Source organism: Buttiauxella sp., assembly GCF_049686335.1.
Lineage (GTDB): Bacteria > Pseudomonadota > Gammaproteobacteria > Enterobacterales > Enterobacteriaceae > Buttiauxella.
On sequence record NZ_JBAVHX010000004.1, the window covers coordinates 768,873 to 790,654 of the forward strand.

Here is a 21,782-nt window from a genome sequence, read left to right on the forward strand (position 1 = left end):
GAATGGCTGCCATCAAAGACGAAAGAATAACATAACTCACGCGCCCTCCGGGCTAATTTCCCAACCTTCACCCCATGATGAAGCGAATGCCGCCGGGATGTTACCCAGGCGAATTTGCTTAGCATTTTGCCATTGAGCAAATTCAGTAAATGCCGTGTGCAGGCCATTTAACAAGGACTGACTGGGCTTAACTCCGTCCTCAAGATAGAGGCTGATAATTTCCAGCTCTTCTATTTTACGATGCATTTTTGCATCAACCCGCCCCACTAACGCCCCTTGATGCAGCAATGGCAAAACAAAATAACCATATTTGCGTTTTTCAGCGGGGGTGTAGCATTCAAGACGATAAGAGAAGTTAAACAGCGCTTCAGCACGCTTACGGTCCCAGACTACAGGATCAAAGGGGGATAACACTGCTGTGTGAGTGGCACGCAGCGTGTTTTGTTCGGCTTTAGCCAGTAACGGAAACTGGTCGCAGTGAAGCCACATTTCGCCAATACCCTCAACGTTTACCGGTATGACGCTGCCGTTTTCCTGCCATTGAGCCAGCAACGGCTTGAGAGCGATGTTCTTTAAGCGGTAATAATCAGCCAGCCATTCGGGGCGAAAAATCCCGAGGCTACGCGCACTGTTTTCCAGCATCTGCTGCTCGGCATCGTGCTGATGGATAAGATGCAATTCATCATCCCAGTGCGGCATCACACGCGAGGTCAAATCATAGACACGCTGGAAATTGCGCCGTTCAATCACCATGACTTTCCCGGCCGTGAATAAACCCTCAAGATGTTTCTTGTGCGGTTTCCATTCCCACCAGCCACTCTCACCTTTGCGAGGATGTTCAAAGTCTGCTGAACGTACCGGGCCATTGCTCTCAATATGAGCCAGCAGTTTTTCAATCTCCTCCGCATGCTCAACCATCCATTCAGGACGATATTTCCATCCCATGTTTTCGGGATGAAGCATTCGATGACGAATCAGCGAAAAATCTTTTCTCGGTAAAAAACAGGCTTCGTGTGCCCAGTACTCCATTAAATCGCCGTTGAGCAAAGCTTCATCCAGCCAGCTTTGCGAGAACTGGCCTAAGCGGCTGAATAACACCAGATAGGGACTACGAGCGACAATATTAATGGTATCGATCTGGAGCAGCGACATGCGGTTAATCGCCGCGACAACATCGGCCGATTTGGAGCGACGGCGAGGCTTGAGCAATAAGCCTTGCGCCGCGAGATGGAGGTGACGAGCAGCACGTAAAGTCAGTTGCGGTACGGACATAAAAGAGTCCTGTATTTAGCGAACTCGAATTCTGGTGCGGAAAAGGAGGTTTATCGCACCAGCGCCAATAATGACTGCAATAACGCATCGGCTTGTGGTTGAGCCAGATGGGCATCCACTGGCAAAAACCACCAGTTATCGTGGCCGGCAGAGAACACGCGGCATTTGACTGCGTCTTTTTCAGTCATCAATAGGGCTTGGCCCGGTTGCACTAATTTTTCTACGTCACTCTCGCTAAGAGTCTGATGGTCTGCGAGACTGACCGTACGAATCGGAGTCAAACCACATTGCTGCAAGGTCGCGAAAAACCGTGGAGGGTGGCCAATACCAGCCATTGCGACCACGTTTTCCAGTGTATGCACCGGACGGCGTTCGCCCGTCAACAAATTGACCGCTTCGTCTGGCTGCAATGTCATGCTGATTTCACCCGATTGAGCTTCACCACCATTGGTGATGACGGCATCCACAGAAGCCAGACGACCTGTTCGTTCGCGCATCGGCCCGGCAGGAAGCCACCAGCCATTGCCAAAACGCCTGACACCATCAACAACCACAATTTCTTTGTCACGCGCGAGTGCATAGTGCTGCAAACCGTCATCGGTGATGATCAATTGCGGTTGTGCTTTTTCCACTAACATTTGCACTGCTTCGCTGCGTCGCGGAGCTACCGCTACGGCAGCACCAGTACGCAAATAGATAAGTACCGGTTCATCTCCAGCCTGGGATGTAGTGGTGCTTGCATCAAGCAATAACGGATATTGTTCGGCTTTACCGCCGTAACCACGGGAGACCACCCCAACACGGATACCGTGCTGCTGTAGTTGTTCAACCAACCATATGACAACGGGTGTTTTCCCATTGCCACCGGCTGTCAGATTGCCCACTACCACGACCGGCACCGGAGCACGCCACGATTTTTTAATTCCCAGCCGGTAGCAAAGACGGATAGCACCGCTCACCAGGCCATACAGCCAGGAGAGCGGTAACAGCAAAAGGTAGAGGGGAGATTTCCCCGACCAAATGCGTTCTATCATGAACCGAATTGCATTCTGTGCAGTTGCGCGTAAACGCCGCGATGCTCAATCAACTCTGCGTGAGGACCGCGTTCCACGATACGCCCATCTTCGACCACCACAATTTCATCAGCCTGTTCAATGGTTGATAAGCGGTGAGCGATGACCAGAGATGTACGGTTTTTCTGCAGTTCATCTAACGCCGCCTGAATGGCACGTTCTGACTCTGTATCTAAAGCGGAGGTTGCTTCGTCGAGAATCAGTATTGGGCTGTCACGCAATAATGCACGTGCGATGGCAATACGCTGGCGTTGGCCACCGGATAGCAGGACGCCATTTTCGCCGATAATCGTATCCAGGCCGTTATCCATCTTGCTGATAAAGTCCATTGCATATGCCATACGTGCAGCATTTTCAATGTCGGCACGGCTGTACTGTTGAGTACGCGCGTAGGCGATGTTGTTAGCAATGGTGTCATTGAACAAGTGAACGTTTTGCGAAACGAGAGCCACCTGATTACGCAGTGAGGACAAGGTGTATTCACGAATATCCACCCCATCAATCGTAATGTTACCTTCCTGAATATCGTAGAAACGCGTCATCAGACTGGCGATTGTGGACTTGCCTGAACCAGAACGCCCAACCAATGCCACGGTCTTACCGGCGGGAATGTCGAGGTTAATCTTACGCAGAGCAGGCACTTCACGGCCAGGATAGGTAAAGGTCACGTCACGGAATTCAACATCACCTTTCGCGCGTTCAATCACACGTTTCCCTTCATCTTTCTCTTGTTCTGAATCGAGAATAGAGAACAGAGTCTGGCAAGCCGCCATACCGCGCTGGAACTGAGCATTGACGTTAGTCAGTGATTTCAGTGGACGCATCAGTGCAATCATTGAAGAGAACACCACGGTAATCGTACCGGCGGTCAACGTTTCCATCACACTCGGGAAACTCGCCGCGTAAATTACGAAGGCCAGCGCCAGCGAAGCAATAAGCTGAATGATTGGGTCAGAAATGGATGAAGCTGAAACCAGTTTCATCCCCTGGCGACGCATACGGTTACTGACGTTGTTGAAACGTTCAGTTTCCACTTCCTGGCCACCGAAGATCAGCACTTCTTTATGGCCTTTCAGCATCTGTTCCGCACTAGTGGTCACCTGCCCCATCGTGTTTTGCATGTTTTTGCTGATATTACGGAAACGTTTGGACACCATACGAATCGCAAAGGAAACGATAGGTGCCAGTACAATCAGGATTAATGAAAGCTGCCAGCTATACCAGAACATCAGCACAAACAGGCCGATGATGGATGCGCCTTCACGTACCACAGTAATTAAGGCGCTCGAAGATGAGGAAGCTACCTGTTCAGAATCGTAAGTAATTCGTGAGAGCAGTGTACCGGTGGATTGTTGGTCAAAGAACGCAACCGGCATCCCCATCATGTGGCTGAACAAGCGACGACGCATGTTCATGACAACCTGCCCTGATACCCAGGAGATGCAATAGCTGGAGACGTAGCTCGTCACACCGCGAAGCACCATGAGCCCGATAACAACCAGCGGCATCCATAGCAGCACTGATTTATCAGTTTTTCCAAAACCATCATCCAGTAACGGCTTAAGCAAAGACAGCATATAGGTATCACTGGCAGCGTTAAGGATTAACGCGATACCAGCCACAATCAGACCCGGCTTGAAAGGAGCAATCATCGGCCAAAGACGGCGGAAGGTCTGCCATGTGGAAAGATCTTTATCGTTATGCATTCAGTAAACCAGCATTAGATGAAATAGCCGCATATTCTACCCATTATCCTGGGATACACCAAACCACTGATGATACCAACGGGGTGAAATTTGCTCTCTGAAGCTATTGATTTGCCATTTATCACTATTTATTTCGATAGTGACCTGGCCTGATTGGGCCGTGCTATACCATTTGACCCCCTGAGATTTATAGCGTTGAACCACTTTCCCGGAGGGTAAATGCCAAGCGTTGTAGCGCGATGTTGATGCAAGCGCAGCACTGGCGGAAACTGCACGCAGCAGCGGCGCACTGGATGATGTACGGCTTCCGTGATGAGGGACCTGAATAATATCAGCATCTAAGGAACCCCAACGCTTCTTGAGCATAGCTAATTCTGCTTCAGCTTCCACATCACCGGTTAATAAAATCCGAAAGTACCCGTCAGTCACCATCACCACACAAGATCCATTATTACCTTTCATCACTGGCTGAGTCGGGGGCCATATCGCAGTAAATTTCAATCCCCGCCACTGCCACTCCTGCCCTTGAAAACAAGGATGATGCCCTGCCCAACGCAGTGGACTGAGAATTTTTAACGAGGGCCATTCACGCTGTAAACTGATTAAACCCCCGCGATGATCAAGATGTTCGTGGCTAATGACGACTTGCTCAGGCGTGAGGTTGTGCCAACGCAACCATGGAATGATGACTTGCTGCGCCGCATCCCCACCCGGCCAGGCGTTCCCGGTATCGTAGAGAAAGACTTTCCCTTGCCGAATAAAGGCGACAGCCAGCCCATGTCCCACATCCAACATGGTGATTTGCCACGTGTCGTCTTTTTCCTCGGTCCGCATGGTGGAAGCGACCAGTGATACCATGAGAGCGATCACAGATAAAAACGAACTGCGCCATAATGCCAACCGATGGATGATGACCCCAATCCAACCACTCAGGCTCAAACACTGGAAACGTTTATCCACTTCCAGCCAGCCGTCAGGAAGCAGTGACAATGAGGTAAAAAGCAGCGCCAGCAAACGATCAACACTCCACCACAAACACTCTCCTGCCCATGGAACACTGTTAAGCACTAAACCTGCCAACAGCAATGGAACTACAGCGAATGTAATCAGCGGTACTGCGAGTAAATTCGCGAATAACGCACTGAGGCTAACGCCGTGGAAAATGAAAATTTGCAGAGGCAAAAGCAAAACCATGATGCCAATTTGTAAGTGCAGTAATGTGAGCGGGTAACGATAGAACCCTTTTTCCCCGGCAATCAGCTGTGGAAGCGGCATCCACTGGTACCAGAAAATCAGCGATGCCACGGCCAGTACTGATAGCCAAAAGCTGTCTGACAAAACAGTCAGAGGATCATAAATCAGAATGCCCGTGATACAGCAAAGCCACACCTCCCACCCGGACCAACATCGGCCCTGCAGCCGTAGAAAAAGCCAGATAACGACACCAATCAAGGCTCTGACAGCCGGAGGATTGCCACCCGCGAGCCAGGTATAGACAACCGCTGCAGCAACACTGGCTAATAAAGGCATTCTGAAATGTATTCGATGAGCAGGAAAACTCATTTGTATCAACCGCGCAATGAGCCAGCCAACCATCGCGGCCAGTGAAATATGCATTCCCGAAATGGCCATAAGGTGGGCCGTTCCGCTCTCACGTAGTAAGTTTTTCTGTTCATCACTGACTCCCGAGCGGTCGCCAAATGCTAATGCCAGGATCACACCCTGATATGGCAAAGATTGAGTCGCGATTTGAACAGTAGCCATCCATTGAGCACGTAGACTGCACTTCTGACTGATGGGCTCAGCCGAGAGAATACGAGCTCTCAAAGGCTGATGCTGTGCAAGAGCATATCTTTGGCTATCAAATCCGCCGTCGTTCAATTGACCATGCACGGGTCGCAGTTGCAGTTTCAGGCGCCAGCGCTGTCCGGCGCAGATGCTACCTGGTAAATAACTGCCGCGACTTCTGACACCGAATGGGGGAAAAACGCGTTTCCCTTCAACAGACGCTATCTCCCAGTCGTGGTTTTGCTTGCCGTCAGTACTCGTCATTACCGCTACAACCGCAACAGGTTTAGACGTCCATTGTTCAAAAAGTGTCAGGGTTCCTCTTGCACTAAATAGCGCCCAGCAAAAGCACAACAGACTAAAAGCGACATAGCGTGCAAACCGAAGTGGGATGAGCCCAAAGCATATTGCTGCCAGGAGGATTGCAGTGATAACAGACAGCCCGGGAATAGCCGGCAACCACATCAAAGGTTGAATGCCAATAATTGCACTGAAACATAATCTGATTGTATTCCTCACGTCAGCCTCCTTGTTGAAGCGAGTGTGGACTTTCAAAAAGATGGCGTCAGCTACGGATTATCACTTCTACGAGGAGGGTTCGAGGTTTTCAGCGTTGCATGCAAATGCGATTTAATTATTTGCGAGCAAAGTCGAAAACTGTGATTTTTGACATAAAAAAACGGCACCCATAGGTGCCGTTCTTGATGATTAAATCCGAGGATTTAATTACCGTAAATGTTGGCGCGGTCACGCAATTCTTTACCTGGTTTAAAGTGCGGAACGTACTTGCCTTCCAGATCCACTTTATCGCCAGTTTTTGGATTACGTCCGGTGCGAGGTGCGCGATAGTGTAAGGAAAAACTGCCGAAACCCCGGATTTCAATACGCTCACCTTGGGCGAGAGTAGAGGCCATATGCTCCAGCATCTCTTTAACTGCATCTTCTACAGCTTTCGCTGGGATGTGAGATTGCTGAGTTGCAAGTCTTTCTATCAATTCTGACTTGGTCATGATTCCTCCGGTTTCCTTTCAGGAAAATTAACTTACACCTATCATTCGAACAAGGGCGGCCGTAGCCGCCCTGATTTAGTGCTCAGACGATTACTCGCCTTTAGCTGCTTTGAATGCTTCAGCCATAGCGTTAGAGAAGTTCGGTGCATCTTCCTGTTTGTTGTTAACAGTAGCGATTGCATCTTTCTCGTCAGCTTCGTCTTTAGCACGAACAGACAGGCTTACAACACGGTTTTTACGGTCAACGCCGGTGAATTTAGCTTCAACGTCGTCGCCTACGCTCAGAACCAGAGTTGCATCTTCAACGCGGTCACGGGAAGCTTCAGAAGCACGCAGGTAGCCTTCTACGCCATCTGCTAATTCAACTGTAGCACCTTTCGCGTCAACTGCTGTTACTTTACCAGTAACGATAGTACCTTTCTTGTTCAGTGCAACGTAGTTGTTGAACGGATCTTCTGCGAGTTGTTTAACACCCAGGGAGATACGCTCACGTTCTGCGTCAACTTGCAGAACCACAGCCGCGATTTCGTCGCCTTTCTTGTATTCACGAACTGCTTCTTCGCCTGCAACGTTCCAGGAGATATCAGACAGGTGAACCAGGCCGTCGATGCCACCGTCCAGGCCGATGAAGATACCAAAGTCAGTGATAGACTTGATTTTACCTTCAACGCGGTCGCCCTTGTTGTGGGTTTCAGCGAACAGCTGCCATGGGTTAGATTTGCACTGCTTCAGACCCAGGGAGATACGACGACGTTCTTCGTCGATATCCAGAACCATAACTTCCACTACATCACCAACGTTAACAACTTTGGATGGGTGGATGTTTTTGTTGGTCCAATCCATTTCGGAAACGTGAACCAGACCTTCAACGCCTTCTTCGATTTCTACGAAGCAGCCGTAATCAGTCAGGTTAGTCACGCGACCAGTCAGTTTGGTACCTTCTGGATAACGCTTAGCGATAGCGACCCATGGATCTTCGCCCAGTTGTTTCAGACCCAGAGACACACGAGTACGCTCACGGTCGAACTTCAGTACTTTAACGGTAATTTCATCGCCAACATTCACGATTTCGCTTGGATGCTTAACGCGTTTCCATGCCATATCAGTGATGTGCAGCAGGCCGTCAACGCCGCCCAGATCAACGAATGCACCGTAGTCAGTGAGGTTCTTAACGATACCTTTAACTTCCATGCCTTCTTGCAGGTTTTCCAGCAGTTGATCACGTTCTGCGCTGTTTTCGGATTCGATAACTGCACGACGAGAAACAACAACGTTGTTACGCTTCTGGTCCAGCTTGATGACTTTGAACTCAAGCTCTTTGCCTTCCAGGTGCAGAGTGTCACGTACCGGACGAACATCTACCAGTGAACCTGGCAGGAACGCACGAATACCGTTCAGCTCTACAGTGAAGCCACCCTTAACTTTGCCGTTGATAACACCGACGACAGTTTCAGCTTCTTCGTAAGCTTTTTCCAGCGTGATCCAAGCTTCGTGACGCTTAGCTTTTTCACGGGACAGCAGAGTTTCGCCAAAGCCATCTTCAACAGCGTCCAGAGCAACATCAACTTCGTCACCAACCTGGATTTCCAGTTCGCCAGCAGCATTTTTGAACTGCTCTGCAGGAATTGCAGATTCAGATTTCAGACCAGCGTCAACCAGTACTACGTCTTTATCGATAGAAACTACAACGCCACGAACGATGGAACCCGGACGGGTTTCGATTGTTTTAAGGGATTCTTCAAAGAGTTGAGCGAAAGATTCAGTCATGTTGTTAATCTTCAAGGTTCTTTAGTTTAACGTCCATTTAGCATCCCGCCGAATGGGGTTGTTTCACATACCCCGCCATTGGCTCCATGCCGACAGGGTTTAGGTTACAGGGGTAAAAAACTACCCGATATGTCAGGATACCACTATGGCAATATCATGACAAATATGACAAAACTTCCACCAGCGCAATATTCACTATTGAGCTGGTGTTAAAATTTTCTGCGCATAAGTCAGCGCTTGTTTGATGACGTCGTCGATAGACATACTGGTTGAATCCAGCACCAGCGCATCTGCAGCTGGGACTAACGGTGCTATTGCACGGTTGCGGTCGCGGTCATCACGTTCTTTTATTTCTGCCAAAAGGCGCTCAAAGTTAACACTAAAGCCCTTCTCCTGCAACTGTAGCATACGTCTGCGCGCACGCTCTTCAGAAGATGCGTCAAGGAAAATTTTCACGGGCGCGTCAGGGAAAACTACGGTACCCATATCTCGGCCATCAGCAATCAGGCCTGGCGCTTCTCTGAATGCACGTTGGCGGCGCAGCAACGCTTCACGAACGCGTGGAAAAGCAGCGATTTGAGAAGCTGCATTGGCAACTTCCTGAGTACGGATTTCCGCACTGACGTCTTCGCCTTCAAGCACGACTTCCAGATTGCCATGGGCGGCAACAAAGCGTACATCAAGGTGTGCAGCGAGCGGGACCAGAGTATCTTCAGAGGTCACATCAACCTGATGATGCAAGGCCGCTAATGCCAGGACTCTATAAATTGCTCCAGAATCAAGCAGATGCCATTGCAACGCTTCCGCCATGGCTTTACACAGCGTGCCTTTACCTGCGCCGCTTGGGCCATCAATCGTTATTACCGGGGCGGGTGCCGTCATCGTACTCTCCTCTCGCTGAAATTGCGGACCTAAAATAGAAACGCCGCATATTATACGCCGCCAGATTCCTGACCGTTATCTTTCCTGCCAATTATCGTCGTTAATGACGCTGAGTGTAGAAGAATTGCGCAACTTGCGTTGTAACGAAAGGTGGTGATGTGAGAAAACCGCACCATAGTTGATGCGGTTAGAGGGTATTAAGCTAATGTACTAATGCGCGCTAACTGTTCAAAATAGTCCGGGAAGGTTTTCGCAGTACATTTCGGATCCATAATAGTGACGGGGATATCTGACAACGCCACCAGCGAGAAACACATCGCCATGCGGTGATCGTTATAGGTCCCAATTTCAGCGACTTGTAGCTGGGCCGGTGGAGTCACAGTGATGTAATCCTCACCCTCTTCTACTACAGCGCCCACTTTACGCAATTCAATTGCCATCGCGCTCAGTCGGTCCGTCTCTTTTACACGCCAGTTATAAATGTTACGCAGCGTGGTGGTGCCTTTAGCAAATAACGCTGCAGTCGCGATAGTCATTGCTGCGTCAGGGATATGATTCATGTCCATGTCGATGGCATTGAGTTCACCACGCTCGCAGGAGATGAAATCATCGCCCCAGGTCACTTTCGCACCCATTTTTTCCAGCACATCGGCAAAGCGAATATCGCCCTGAACGCTATTACGACCGATACCCGTCACTTTTACCGTTCCACCTTTGATTGCACCGGCAGCCAGGAAGTAAGAAGCAGATGAGGCATCGCCTTCCACCAGATAAGCACCTGGAGAGGCGTACTGCTGACTACCGCGAATGACGAAACTGCGGTAATCGCGGTTTTCTACATCCACACCGAAGGTTTTCATTAGATGTAATGTGATGTCGATATAGGGTTTTGATACCAGATCACCTTTGATGGTGATTTCGGTGTCGTTTTCCGCCAACGGTGCCGTCATCAAAAGCGCCGTCAAGAACTGGCTCGAAACACTGCCATCGACGGCTACCTGGCCACCACTAAAACCGCCACGTAAACGCAACGGTGGATAATTTTCTTGTTCCAGATAGTCAATCTGAGCCCCGCCCTGACGCAAAGCATCAACCAGATGACCAATCGGACGTTCTTTCATGCGAGGTTCACCGGTCAGTACAATATTATTGCTGCCGAGGCACAATGCTGCCGCAAGCGGGCGCATTGCGGTCCCTGCATTACCTAAGAATAACTCCAGGTCACCAGCATCTTGTAATGGGCCGCCCATGCCAGTGACTTCACAGCGCGTACGGTCGGCAGAAAGTGTATAGCTAACTCCCAATGCTTTCAGAGCGTTGAGCATATGACGCACATCGTCGCTATCGAGCAAGTTAGTCAGTTCAGTGGTGCCTTGCGCCAGTGCAGCAAGCAGCAGCGCGCGGTTTGACACACTTTTTGAACCAGGAAGGTTAATCGTGCCGTCGACCAGTGCGATGGGTTGTAACGTCAGGGATTCCAGCATGGGAAAAATACTCTCAACTCAAACAGAATAAAAACCCCGCGAACGATGTCGCGGGGAGAATAACAACGAGCAACGGTTAACCGTGGCGACGCTCAAAGTCGACCATGAAATCGGTTAACGCTTTAACGCCTTCAAGTGGCATCGCATTGTAGATAGATGCACGCATTCCGCCCACAACACGGTGGCCTTTCAATGCATGCAAACCAGCAGCAAACGACTCTTCGAGGAAGACTTTATCCAGCGCGCTATCCGCTAACTGGAATGGTACGTTCATGCGCGAACGGTTGGCAGGAGCCACATCGTTACGGTAGAAATCGCTTTTATCAATCACACCGTAGAGCAGGCTCGCTTTCTCACGGTTAATTTTGTCCATGACTTCCACACCACCCTGTTCTTTCAGCCATTTAAAGACCAAACCTGACAGATACCAGGCAAAGGTAGGTGGCGTGTTGAACATGGATTCGTTTTCATTTAGCACGGTGTAGTCAAGAATGGACGGGCAGGCTTTATGCGCCTTGCCGAGCAAATCTTCACGCACGATAACCAGCGTTAAACCTGCCGGGCCGATATTTTTCTGTGCGCCGGCATAAATGACGCCAAAACGGCTAATGTCCAGCGAGTGCGACAAAATAGAGGATGAGTAGTCCGCAACCACCACTTTATCGCCAAAATCTGGGGTTTCGTGAGTTGCAATGCCGTCGATGGTTTCATTCGGGCAGTAGTGCAGATAAGCACTCTCTTCAGAAACCTGCCACTCGCTCATTGGCTTGAGTGCGCGCAGGCCGTCAATAGTCACTTTCGCATCGAAAACATTTGGAGCGCAGTATTTGTGTGCTTCTTTTACTGCGCTGCTCGCCCAGTAGCCGCCATCCACATAATCCGCAGTCGTTTTGTCACCCAACAAATTGAGAGGGACGCCCGCGAATTGACCGCGACCGCCGCCATGACAGAACAAAACTTTGTAGTTCGAGGGGATTTGCAGCAGATCACGAAAATCTTTTTCAGCTTCAACAGCTACCTGAATAAACTCTTTTCCACGGTGGCTAATCTCCATCACGGAGGTGCCTAAACCTTGCCAGTCGCAAAGTTCACGTTGGGCACGACGAAGCACATCAGCTGGTAGCATCGCCGGACCGGAACTAAAATTGTATACCTGAGTCATTTCCCCTCACCACGCTTAGATCAACAAGTTTTTATACGTTATCGGTTTTATCACTCAGATGCTGAGCCTGCAATGGTTAATCAGGTGTGACCGAGTAATGTGCGCAAAATCACACAACAGAATCAACTACTCGCTGAATTAAACACCCGATAAATACCCGTCAGGTCACTCGCGAAGCGGTGCTGGCCTTAACCCAAACTTTGTTTGCACAGCGCGGGCACGTGGATTCGTCCCCGGCATTTAACGTAGTGACTTCACTGCAATGGATACAGGCATAGTCGGCATCTTCTGGCATTTTAATAAACCGTTCACAGCAGTGCTCAGGCAAAATGGGTAATCCCGGTCTGACGAGTTTGTCAGGGAAGAAATAGACACTTATCTGGCCATTGGTTTCAAGTATCGCCAGACGGACTTGCCCAAGGTGTTCAACGCCCAGCAAGCGAAGCTCCATAAAAAACTCAAATTCAGTCATGTTTTGCGACTTCATTTTTTCCCAGGCAAACTCCCCTTCTTCAATAATGACTGAAGGTTTTCCCTCAAACAGGTTTTCGAGTTTTTCACTATGGCTCATCAGCCACATCACCAGCCGATAAAGCCCCCCCAACGTAACGAAAACAATCAACACCGGTAGCATTGGCACGTCATGATAAAACGCCACATCCCCCGCCGCCGAGCCAAGGGTTAAGATTATCAGCACTTCAAATAGCGACATCTGCCGTACGCCGCGCCGCCCCGTTATTTTTAAAAACAGAAACACCAATATGAAGGTATAAAGACTACGTAAAGCGACTTCCCAGAGGAAATCGAGGGGTACGTCGTTCAAAGCCATCCGCTGGAGATCAAAGGTCTTCATTTTTCCGCCATAACAGTAGGTTACTGACAGTAAGCATAGCCTGTTATGCTATTGCCGCCTGCTTGCTGCTGACAATGGCGTCAGTCTGCTAAAACCCGTATCATTGCGCGCTTTGCGTACGACAAAAGTGAAACCTGATGACTCAAACCTTTATTCCTGGCAAAGATGCCGCACTGGAAGATTCCATCGCTCGCTTCCAGAAGCAGCTCTCCTCCCTTGGCTTTAATATTGAAGAAGCCTCCTGGTTAAACCCCGTTCCTAACGTCTGGTCAGTTCATATCCGTGATAAAGACAGCGCGCTGTGCTTTACCAATGGTAAAGGGGCAACTAAAAAAGCCGCATTGGCTTCCGCTCTGGGTGAATATTTCGAACGTCTGTCGACCAACTATTTCTTCGCTGATTTCTGGTTGGGCAAGACCATCGCCAATGGCCCGTTTGTGCATTATCCAAACGAGAAGTGGTTCCCAATTCCAGAAGATGAGCAGTTGCCAGAAGGCATTCTCGACGATCGTCTGCGTGCGTTTTACGATCCGGAAAACGAAGTGACTGCGGGGATGCTTATCGATCTGCAATCAGGTAATGAAGAGCGTGGGATTTGCGCCCTGCCATTTACCCGCCAGTCGGATCAAGAAACTGTCTATATTCCAATGAACATTATCGGCAACCTGTACGTTTCAAATGGCATGTCTGCAGGGAATACGGCAAACGAAGCTCGCGTACAGGGTCTGTCAGAAGTTTTCGAACGTCATATTAAAAATCGCATTATTGCTGAAAGCATCAGCCTGCCAGAAATTCCACAGGAAGTGCTGGCTCGCTACCCTGGTGTGGTTGAGTCGATTGCGACCCTGGAAGCGGAAGGATTCCCAATCTTCGCTTATGACGGTTCATTAGGCGGCAAGTACCCGGTTATCTGCGTTGTGCTGTTCAACCCAGCGAATGGAACCTGCTTTGCTTCATTCGGTGCCCACCCAGACTTTGGCGTGGCGCTGGAGCGTACTGTCACCGAACTGCTTCAGGGTCGTGGCCTGAAAGATCTGGATGTCTTCACTCCGCCAACCTTTGACGACGAAGAAGTTGGCGAGCATGCCAACCTCGAAACTCATTTCATCGATTCCAGCGGTTTGATTTCATGGGATATGTTCAAGCAAGATGCTGACTATCCGTTTGCTGACTGGAGCTTCTCTGGCACAACTGAAGAAGAATTCGCCACCTTGATGGCTATCTTCGACGCAGAAGATCAAGAAGTTTACATCGCCGATTACCAGCATTTAGACGTATACGCTTGTCGTATCATCGTGCCAGGGATGTCCGATATTTACCCTGCTGAAGACCTGCTGCTTGCTAACAATAATATGGGCTATCACCTGCGTGACACTATTCTGGCGCTGCCGGGCAGTGAGTGGGAGAAGCAAGATTATCTGGACCTCATCTCTCAGTTTGATGAAGAAGGCCACGATGATTTCACTCGCGTACGTGAGTTGCTTGGCCTGGCAACAGGTAAAGACAATGGCTGGTACACCTTACGTATCGGTGAATTGAAAGCCATGTTAGCGCTGGCTGGTGGTGACACCGAACAGGCGCTTATCTGGACTGAATGGACGATGGAGTTCAACGCATCTATTTTCAGCGCGGAACGTGCTAACTACTATCGTTGCCTGCAAACGTTGTTGCTGCTGGCTATGGAAGAAGATCGCCAGCCGTTGCAGTATCTGAATGCCTTCGTGCGTATGTATGGCGCAGAAACGGTGGAAGCTGCGAGTGCCGCACTGAGCGGTGAAGCGCCATTCTACGGCCTGCAAGCCGTGGACAGCGATTTGAAAGCCTTCCCTGCACATCAAGCGTTGTTAGCAGCTTATGAAAAATTGCAACGCGCAAAAGCCGCTTTCTGGAAATAGTGCCAAAAACTAAAACTCAAGCTACGTAAACCTTAATGTTTACGCTATATTACGGGGCGATTTTTATTGCCCCTTGTTTTTATTGGCAGCGTAATAATTTCATTTGTGTCTCAATAGTTAAATATTGGTGACATATTATTATTTTAAACTACAAATAATGTTGCGAAATTATTGAAATACTCCATTCTAATTAACCTGTCACCGGAGCTTAAAGGCTAAATATCAAATTACATTATAAAATTTAAACTTTATTTTTATCATCAAAATCAACAATTTAAGCTGAATTACAGGTAATCACCTGCTTTTTTCAGGCCTATAAGCTTGGCGAGATATGATCCATATCAAATTTTACTCTATAATGCTTTGTTAGTATCTCGTCGCCGAATTAAATAAGAGAGAGTTAGTGTGAAAGCTGACAACCCTTTTGATCTATTGCTCCCAGCCGCTATGGCTAAAGTCGCCGAAGATGTTGGCGTCTATAAAGCAACTAAACACCCGCTGACCACGTTTTATTTAGCGATTACAGCGGGCATGTTCATCTCGATTGCCTTTGTCTTTTACATCACTGCTACAACAGGCACTGCAACTATCCCATTCGGGATTGCAAAGCTGATTGGCGGTACTTGCTTCTCCCTGGGGCTTATCCTTTGCGTCATCTGCGGTGCTGACCTGTTCACCTCTACGGTGTTAATTGTGGTCGCTAAAGCCAGTGGCCGTATCACCTGGGGCCAGCTCGCAAAGAACTGGATTAACGTTTATGTCGGTAACCTTTGCGGCGCGTTGATGTTTGTCGCGTTGATTTGGTTGTCAGGTATGTATATGACAGCCAACGGTGCATGGGGTCTGAATGTGTTACAAACCGCAGACCACAAAATGCATCACACCTTTATTGAAGCTGTGTGCCTCGGTATTTTAGCTAACTTGATGGTCTGTCTGGCTGTCTGGATGAGCTACTCTGGCCGCACTTTGATGGACAAGATGTTTGCTATGATCCTCCCGGTCGCCATGTTTGTTGCTTGTGGTTTTGAGCACAGTATCGCAAACATGTTCATGATCCCTTTGGGTATCGTAGTACGCAACTTTGCAAGCCCGGAATTCTGGACCGCTGTAGGGTCGTCTCCGGACAATTTCTCTCACTTGACCGTATTGAACTTCATCACCGACAACCTGATCCCAGTAACTATCGGGAACATTATTGGTGGCGGCGTACTGGTTGGGTTGACGTACTGGGTAATTTATCTGCGCGGTGGTGATAAGCACTAAGTGCTCGCTAACGTGTAGGGAATAAGAAATCCACATTAGAAGGTAGGTGTTAAATGTCCGAGCTTAATGAGAAGTTAGCCACAGCCTGGGAAGGTTTTGCCAAAGGTGACTGGCAGAATGAAGTCAACGTGCGTGACTTTATTCAGAAAAACTACACCCCTTACGAGGGTGACGAATCCTTCCTGGCAGGTGCTACTGAAGCAACCACCACCCTGTGGGATAGCGTCATGGAAGGCGTTAAACAGGAAAACCGCACTCACGCGCCTGTTGATTTCGACACTGACCTCGCTTCCACCATCACCTCTCATGATGCTGGTTACATCAACAAGTCCCTCGAAACTATCGTCGGCCTGCAAACTGATGCTCCACTGAAACGTGCAATTATTCCGTTTGGTGGCATCAAAATGGTTGAAGGTTCTTGCAAAGTATACGGTCGTGAACTTGACCCAATGCTTAAGAAGATCTTCACCGAATACCGCAAAACCCACAACCAGGGTGTGTTTGACGTTTATACCAAAGACATCCTGAACTGCCGTAAATCAGGCGTAATCACTGGTCTGCCAGATGCTTACGGCCGTGGTCGTATCATCGGTGACTACCGTCGCGTTGCGCTGTACGGCATCGACTTCCTGATGAAAGACAAATTCGCCCAGTTCAATTCTCTGCAAACTAAACTGGAAAACGGCGAAGATCTGGAAGCAACAATTCGTCTGCGTGAAGAAATCTCTGAGCAACACCGTGCTCTGGGTCAGATCAAAGAAATGGCTGCTAAATATGGCTGCGATATCTCTGGTCCTGCTAAAAACGCTCAAGAAGCTATTCAGTGGACTTACTTCGGCTATCTGGCTGCAGTTAAATCTCAGAACGGCGCTGCAATGTCCTTCGGTCGCGTATCCACCTTCCTGGATGCATTCATCGAACGTGACCTGAAAGCAGGCAAAATCACTGAGCTTGAAGCACAGGAAATGATTGACCACCTGGTCATGAAACTGCGTATGGTTCGCTTCCTGCGTACCCCTGAGTATGATGAGCTGTTCTCTGGTGACCCAATCTGGGCAACAGAATCCATCGCTGGTATGGGTGTTGACGGCCGTACTCTGGTCACTAAATCTAGCTTCCGCTTCCTGAACACCCTGTACACCATGGGTCCTTCTCCGGAGCCGAACATCACTATTCTGTGGTCTGAAAAACTGCCACTGAACTTCAAGAAATACGCTGCTAAAGTCTCCATCGATACCTCTTCTCTGCAATACGAGAACGATGATCTGATGCGTCCTGACTTCAACAACGATGACTACGCAATTGCTTGCTGCGTAAGCCCAATGATTGTTGGTAAACAAATGCAGTTCTTCGGTGCTCGTGCAAACCTGGCGAAAACCATGCTGTACGCAATCAACGGCGGCGTTGATGAAAAACTGAAACTGCAGATCGGTCCTAAAGAAGCGCCAATCATGGCTGATGTTCTGGATTACGATAACGTTCTGGATCGTCTGGACCACTTCATGGACTGGCTGGCTAAACAGTACGTCACCGCGCTGAACATCATTCACTACATGCATGATAAGTACAGCTACGAAGCGTCTCTGATGGCTCTGCATGACCGTGACGTTGTTCGCACCATGGCGTGTGGTATCGCAGGTCTGTCTGTTGCAGCTGACTCCTTGTCTGCAATCAAGTACGCGAAAGTTAAACCAATTCGTGACGAAGACGGTCTGGCTGTTGACTTCGAAATCGAAGGCGAATATCCACAGTTCGGTAACAACGATTCTCGCGTAGATGACATCGCTGTTGACCTGGTAGAACGTTTCATGAAGAAAATTCAGAAACTGACTACTTACCGTAACGCTATCCCGACTCAGTCTGTTCTGACCATCACCTCTAACGTGGTTTATGGTAAGAAAACCGGTAACACCCCAGACGGTCGTCGTGCAGGCGCTCCATTCGGTCCAGGTGCTAACCCAATGCACGGTCGTGACCAGAAAGGTGCTGTTGCCTCTCTGACTTCCGTTGCTAAACTGCCGTTTGCTTACGCTAAAGATGGTATTTCTTATACCTTCTCTATCGTTCCTAACGCACTGGGTAAAGACGACGAAGTTCGTAAAACTAACCTCGCGGGTCTGATGGATGGTTACTTCCACCACGAAGCGTCCATCGAAGGTGGTCAACACCTGAACGTGAACGTAATGAACCGTGAAATGCTGCTGGATGCGATGGAACACCCTGAGAAATATCCTCAGCTGACTATTCGTGTATCTGGTTACGCTGTACGTTTTAACTCTCTGACTAAAGAACAGCAGAAAGACGTTATTACCCGTACCTTCACTCAAACCATGTAATTCACGGTTTGTCTGAAAAGGCGTAGAATAAAGGCTCCACTTCGGTGGGGCCTTTTCTTATATCAGAACCTATTTTGCAAGATAACTGCTACGTTTAGGGTATCTTGCAAAATTGATTCGACGCGGCATTCTGTCTAAAGACCGCGCTCAACCTGGTTCGTGCTTAAAAGCATGGACCAATACTGGAGAAAACACCGCAATGTCAGTAATTGGCCGAATTCATTCCTTTGAATCCTGCGGTACCGTGGATGGTCCCGGTATTCGTTTTATCACCTTTTTCCAGGGCTGCCTTATGCGCTGCCTGTATTGCCATAACCGTGATACATGGGATACGCACGGCGGCAACGAGATTACTGTTGAAGAACTGATGAAAGAAGTGGTGACCTATCGCCACTTTATGAACGCTTCTGGCGGTGGTGTCACAGCTTCAGGTGGTGAAGCTATTCTGCAAGCTGAATTTGTACGTGACTGGTTCCGTGCCTGCCGCAAAGAAGGCATTCATACTTGTCTTGATACCAACGGTTTTGTTCGTCGCTACGATCCGGTTATCGATGAGTTACTGGAAGTGACTGACCTGGTGATGCTCGATTTGAAACAGATGAACGACGAGATTCATCAGAATCTGGTTGGTGTTTCTAATCATCGCACGCTTGAGTTTGCTCGCTACCTTTCTGATAAAAACATTAACGTCTGGATTCGTTATGTTGTCGTTCCAGGCTGGTCAGACGATGATGATTCCGCACATCGCCTCGGCGAGTTCACGCGTGATATGGGCAATGTTGAAAAAATTGAATTGTTGCCGTACCACGAGTTGGGCAAGCATAAATGGGTGGCGATGGGCGAAGAGTACAAACTTGATGGCGTTCATCCGCCGAAGAAAGAGACCATGGAACGCGTTAAAGGCATTCTGGAACAGTATGGTCACAAAGTAATGTACTGATCTTTATACACCTAACAAAAATGGCCCTCAATTTGAGGGCCATTTTGTATCAGGCATGGGCAATAGGTGTGGAATGTGGCCCTGCTTTGCGCAGCAGCATTAGCAAGTAAACAAATGCCACTCCGGCAATCATCACAAACAATAGGCTATCCGAGTAGCTTTGCATCAGCATTGAGGTCAATGTTGGGCCAAGCAAGCTGCCAACGGTGTAACTCAGCAGCAGCGCCTGGTTCATCGCGACCAGCTGGTGATGTTCAACTTTTTCACAAGCCCACGCCATCGCCACCGGGTAAAGCGTAAAACCAGCCGCACCCAGTACAAATAAAGTCGGCCCCATGGCGGCGTGACTCAGCATCGCCATGCAACCCAGAATCACAATAAACACCTGAACACGCAGCACTAATAAACGGCCAAAACGATCGGCAAGACGGCCAACTGGCCACTGCCCTACAATCCCTGCGCTTACCATCACCGCCATCCAGAAACCAATCCCGGCATCACTCACACCCTGATGGTTTAAATACAGTGGCATTAATCCATACAGGGAGCCGAGAACAATCCCGGAAATAATACAACCGTTGACGCCCAGGCGTGCATGGCGCAGACGCAGCATAGGCCATACTTGTGCCGCTTCCTGGTTTTCACTGCGATCATTCACAATGCGAGTGAACAGTAACGGAAGAATAGCGGTCAACGTTAACGCCGTAACCCACGGTAAAACACTGGCTATATCGGTCGGCATTTTGCTGATCATCAACTGGCCAAGCACCGTGCCAACGTAATAAACCATCATGTAGGCTGCCAGCAAGCGCCCACGGTTACGCGACGTTCCGCTACACATCAGTGCACTCTCGACCACCACCCAGATCATCGCGCAACCAATACCTGCGATAAACCTCCACATCATCCAACTCATGAACCCGGTCATTAATCCCAAGCCTGCGCAGCCCGCAGCGAAGATCAACGATGCAAGATAATAGCTACGGTTGAATCCCTGGCGCTTAATCAGCCAACCGGTCATCAAAGTACCCACCAGATTTCCGGTAAAGTACGACGAGCCCACCATCCCGACTTGCCAGGTTGGAAGATTTTCGTGCGCTAACCAAAGTGGAACCAGCGTGTTTAACACTGCTATCGCCAGGGTCAAAAGCATCAGACCGCAGAGCAAAAGCATGACTGGCCGTGTATAGGTGGACATGTAAAAAACCGAGAGGAAGAGATGAAATTTGTGCGCATCATGCCACTGGAAAATTGATTGTCAATCCAGCGCTGACGGGGCCTGGCACGATTTGCAAGTTGTCGATTTGAAAAACTTATCTAAGTTGTCAGCAAAGTATGGGACGGTAATGCTATCTCTCTGTTTTTGATAAGATCAGCGATTGCGAACCGAAGCGGAATGGATGAAATATTTCATGGAGAATGGGTGGTTATTTTCTTATGCGATATTGAAAAATGCGCCCGAAGGCGCATTTAATTATGATTATTGATACTAGCTGGCAATCGCCATGCCGACGGTCATATGCAGACCGTAGAACACGCCGCGCCCGATCAGTTCGCCTGCAATCACCAGAACTAAGGCAAGAGTCAGCAATGCCGGACTCGCCTGTCGCCCTTTCAGCTGCGGAACAATCCAAATGACTAAAGCTGCAGCCAGTGCCAGCAGTCGCCATGACATTAATGCGCCGTATTGCGGCACCAGTGCTGATGCCTGTGCAATCGAGCTTTGAATCGTTGCCAGTCCCATGCCTTGCATCATAACGACAACACTGCTTGCTACCACCGCCAGCAGCGAAATTGCGGGAAGCATGCGCATTCCCCAACCAGTTACGCCCGCAACACGCAGCAACAAATAACCCAACAGCGGCCCGCCAATAAACATGGTCAGGAAGAAACTCAGCGGTGTGTAAACGCTAAACCAGGTGGGTACGGTATCAATCAAGTAAACTTTGCACATCATCCAGACGAAGACAACGCCGAGAATCATTGTCAAAACCATCCAGATTTTACCCAACGCCTGAGGCATTTTGCCCAGCACGGTCACCAGCCACCAGAAGCCACCGACAGCGAAGAAGACCGAACCGCTGGCAATTTCATTACTCAGTGCTGAATCACCAATGCGATTGAGTGAGTTGAACGCGCGCAACGGAGAGCCTAAGTGTAAAACTGAGGCAATAAAACCAATACCCATTAGCACCCACAATACAATCATTGCCCAATGGACACGTTTTTGCTGTGTGCGTTCTGAAACACCCGTCATCAATGCCAGCGCCATGACAATAAAACCGCCCGCAACGCACTGTCCCAAAACTGTAAAGACCATTAAAGGCCATTCATGCCATCCGTTACCCATC

Annotated in this window: 16 protein-coding genes; 4 read left to right on the forward strand and 12 right to left on the reverse strand. The window is 49.1% G+C overall.

The annotated features are described in order from the left end of the window. Positions 1-36 precede the first annotated feature (36 nt). The 10 genes from WBL83_RS04060 to WBL83_RS04105 form a co-directional block, all read right to left on the reverse strand. Positions 37-1,272: a winged helix-turn-helix domain-containing protein gene (locus tag WBL83_RS04060; protein ID WP_424587917.1), complete on the reverse strand. Its 1,236-nt coding sequence runs from the start codon at positions 1,270-1,272 to the stop codon at positions 37-39. 50 nt (positions 1,273-1,322) lie between these two features. Continuing rightward, positions 1,323-2,306: a tetraacyldisaccharide 4'-kinase gene (gene lpxK, locus WBL83_RS04065; RefSeq protein WP_424587918.1), complete on the reverse strand. Its 984-nt coding sequence runs from the start codon at positions 2,304-2,306 to the stop codon at positions 1,323-1,325. Beyond that, positions 2,303-4,051 carry a lipid A ABC transporter ATP-binding protein/permease MsbA gene (gene msbA / locus WBL83_RS04070; RefSeq protein WP_424587919.1) on the reverse strand — a complete coding sequence of 583 codons (1,749 nt, stop codon included), beginning with the start codon at positions 4,049-4,051 and terminating at the stop codon, positions 2,303-2,305. The genes lpxK and msbA overlap by 4 nt, the downstream gene beginning before the upstream one ends. A 36-nt stretch (positions 4,052-4,087) precedes the next feature. Continuing rightward, complete coding sequence (locus tag WBL83_RS04075) at positions 4,088-6,358, reverse strand: ComEC family protein (RefSeq protein WP_424587920.1); 2,271 nt, start codon at positions 6,356-6,358, stop codon at positions 4,088-4,090. Between the two features lie 203 nt (positions 6,359-6,561). Continuing rightward, on the reverse strand, positions 6,562-6,849 hold the full coding sequence (ihfB, locus tag WBL83_RS04080) for an integration host factor subunit beta (RefSeq protein ID WP_034456367.1): 288 nt from the start codon (positions 6,847-6,849) through the stop codon (positions 6,562-6,564). A gap of 90 nt (positions 6,850-6,939) precedes the next feature. Further along, positions 6,940-8,616 carry a 30S ribosomal protein S1 gene (rpsA, locus tag WBL83_RS04085; protein WP_424587921.1) on the reverse strand — a complete coding sequence of 559 codons (1,677 nt, stop codon included), beginning with the start codon at positions 8,614-8,616 and terminating at the stop codon, positions 6,940-6,942. A 195-nt stretch (positions 8,617-8,811) separates the two neighbouring features. Then, a complete protein-coding gene (gene cmk / locus WBL83_RS04090) occupies positions 8,812-9,498 on the reverse strand; it encodes a (d)CMP kinase (protein WP_424587922.1) in 687 nt (228 codons plus the stop codon). Positions 9,499-9,695: 197 nt separating this feature from the next. Further along, positions 9,696-10,979: a 3-phosphoshikimate 1-carboxyvinyltransferase gene (gene aroA, locus WBL83_RS04095; protein WP_424588038.1), complete on the reverse strand. Its 1,284-nt coding sequence runs from the start codon at positions 10,977-10,979 to the stop codon at positions 9,696-9,698. Positions 10,980-11,058: 79 nt separating this feature from the next. Next, on the reverse strand, positions 11,059-12,144 hold the full coding sequence (gene serC, locus WBL83_RS04100; protein ID WP_424587923.1) for a 3-phosphoserine/phosphohydroxythreonine transaminase: 1,086 nt from the start codon (positions 12,142-12,144) through the stop codon (positions 11,059-11,061). A 160-nt stretch (positions 12,145-12,304) separates the two neighbouring features. Next, a complete protein-coding gene (locus WBL83_RS04105) occupies positions 12,305-12,997 on the reverse strand; it encodes a DUF421 domain-containing protein (protein WP_424587924.1) in 693 nt (230 codons plus the stop codon). A gap of 137 nt (positions 12,998-13,134) precedes the next feature. Here WBL83_RS04105 and ycaO point away from each other — a divergent pair, with 137 nt between their 5' ends. The 4 genes from ycaO to pflA all read left to right on the forward strand — a co-directional run bounded on the left by ycaO (position 13,135) and on the right by pflA (position 19,431). Further along, positions 13,135-14,892, forward strand: a complete 1,758-nt coding sequence (gene ycaO / locus WBL83_RS04110; protein ID WP_424587925.1) for a 30S ribosomal protein S12 methylthiotransferase accessory factor YcaO — start codon at positions 13,135-13,137, stop codon at positions 14,890-14,892. Positions 14,893-15,297: 405 nt separating this feature from the next. Further along, a complete protein-coding gene (focA, locus tag WBL83_RS04115; RefSeq protein ID WP_424587926.1) occupies positions 15,298-16,155 on the forward strand; it encodes a formate transporter FocA in 858 nt (285 codons plus the stop codon). A gap of 53 nt (positions 16,156-16,208) precedes the next feature. Continuing rightward, a complete protein-coding gene (pflB, locus tag WBL83_RS04120; protein ID WP_424587927.1) occupies positions 16,209-18,491 on the forward strand; it encodes a formate C-acetyltransferase in 2,283 nt (760 codons plus the stop codon). A 199-nt stretch (positions 18,492-18,690) separates the two neighbouring features. Continuing rightward, positions 18,691-19,431, forward strand: a complete 741-nt coding sequence (gene pflA, locus WBL83_RS04125; RefSeq protein WP_424587928.1) for a pyruvate formate lyase 1-activating protein — start codon at positions 18,691-18,693, stop codon at positions 19,429-19,431. A gap of 49 nt (positions 19,432-19,480) precedes the next feature. Here the strand turns inward: pflA and WBL83_RS04130 are convergent, their stop codons facing one another. Then, a complete protein-coding gene (locus WBL83_RS04130; RefSeq protein WP_424587929.1) occupies positions 19,481-20,629 on the reverse strand; it encodes an MFS transporter in 1,149 nt (382 codons plus the stop codon). A 291-nt stretch (positions 20,630-20,920) separates the two neighbouring features. Continuing rightward, positions 20,921-21,781 carry a DmsC/YnfH family molybdoenzyme membrane anchor subunit gene (locus WBL83_RS04135; protein WP_424587930.1) on the reverse strand — a complete coding sequence of 287 codons (861 nt, stop codon included), beginning with the start codon at positions 21,779-21,781 and terminating at the stop codon, positions 20,921-20,923. Position 21,782: the final 1 nt, after the last annotated feature.

Excerpts from the sequence above, each read along its gene's own strand:
- WBL83_RS04060 (WP_424587917.1), bottom strand. The coding sequence starts at position 1,272 with ATGTCCGTACCGCAACTGACTTTACGTGCTGCTCGTCACCTCCATCTC.
- lpxK (WP_424587918.1), bottom strand. The coding sequence starts at position 2,306 with ATGATAGAACGCATTTGGTCGGGGAAATCTCCCCTCTACCTTTTGCTG.
- msbA (WP_424587919.1), bottom strand. The coding sequence starts at position 4,051 with ATGCATAACGATAAAGATCTTTCCACATGGCAGACCTTCCGCCGTCTT.
- ihfB (WP_034456367.1), bottom strand. The coding sequence starts at position 6,849 with ATGACCAAGTCAGAATTGATAGAAAGACTTGCAACTCAGCAATCTCAC.
- rpsA (WP_424587921.1), bottom strand. The coding sequence starts at position 8,616 with ATGACTGAATCTTTCGCTCAACTCTTTGAAGAATCCCTTAAAACAATC.
- cmk (WP_424587922.1), bottom strand. The coding sequence starts at position 9,498 with ATGACGGCACCCGCCCCGGTAATAACGATTGATGGCCCAAGCGGCGCA.
- serC (WP_424587923.1), bottom strand. The coding sequence starts at position 12,144 with ATGACTCAGGTATACAATTTTAGTTCCGGTCCGGCGATGCTACCAGCT.
- WBL83_RS04105 (WP_424587924.1), bottom strand. The coding sequence starts at position 12,997 with ATGAAGACCTTTGATCTCCAGCGGATGGCTTTGAACGACGTACCCCTC.
- ycaO (WP_424587925.1), top strand. The coding sequence starts at position 13,135 with ATGACTCAAACCTTTATTCCTGGCAAAGATGCCGCACTGGAAGATTCC.
- pflB (WP_424587927.1), top strand. The coding sequence starts at position 16,209 with ATGTCCGAGCTTAATGAGAAGTTAGCCACAGCCTGGGAAGGTTTTGCC.
- pflA (WP_424587928.1), top strand. The coding sequence starts at position 18,691 with ATGTCAGTAATTGGCCGAATTCATTCCTTTGAATCCTGCGGTACCGTG.
- WBL83_RS04130 (WP_424587929.1), bottom strand. The coding sequence starts at position 20,629 with ATGTCCACCTATACACGGCCAGTCATGCTTTTGCTCTGCGGTCTGATG.
- WBL83_RS04135 (WP_424587930.1), bottom strand. The coding sequence starts at position 21,781 with ATGGGTAACGGATGGCATGAATGGCCTTTAATGGTCTTTACAGTTTTG.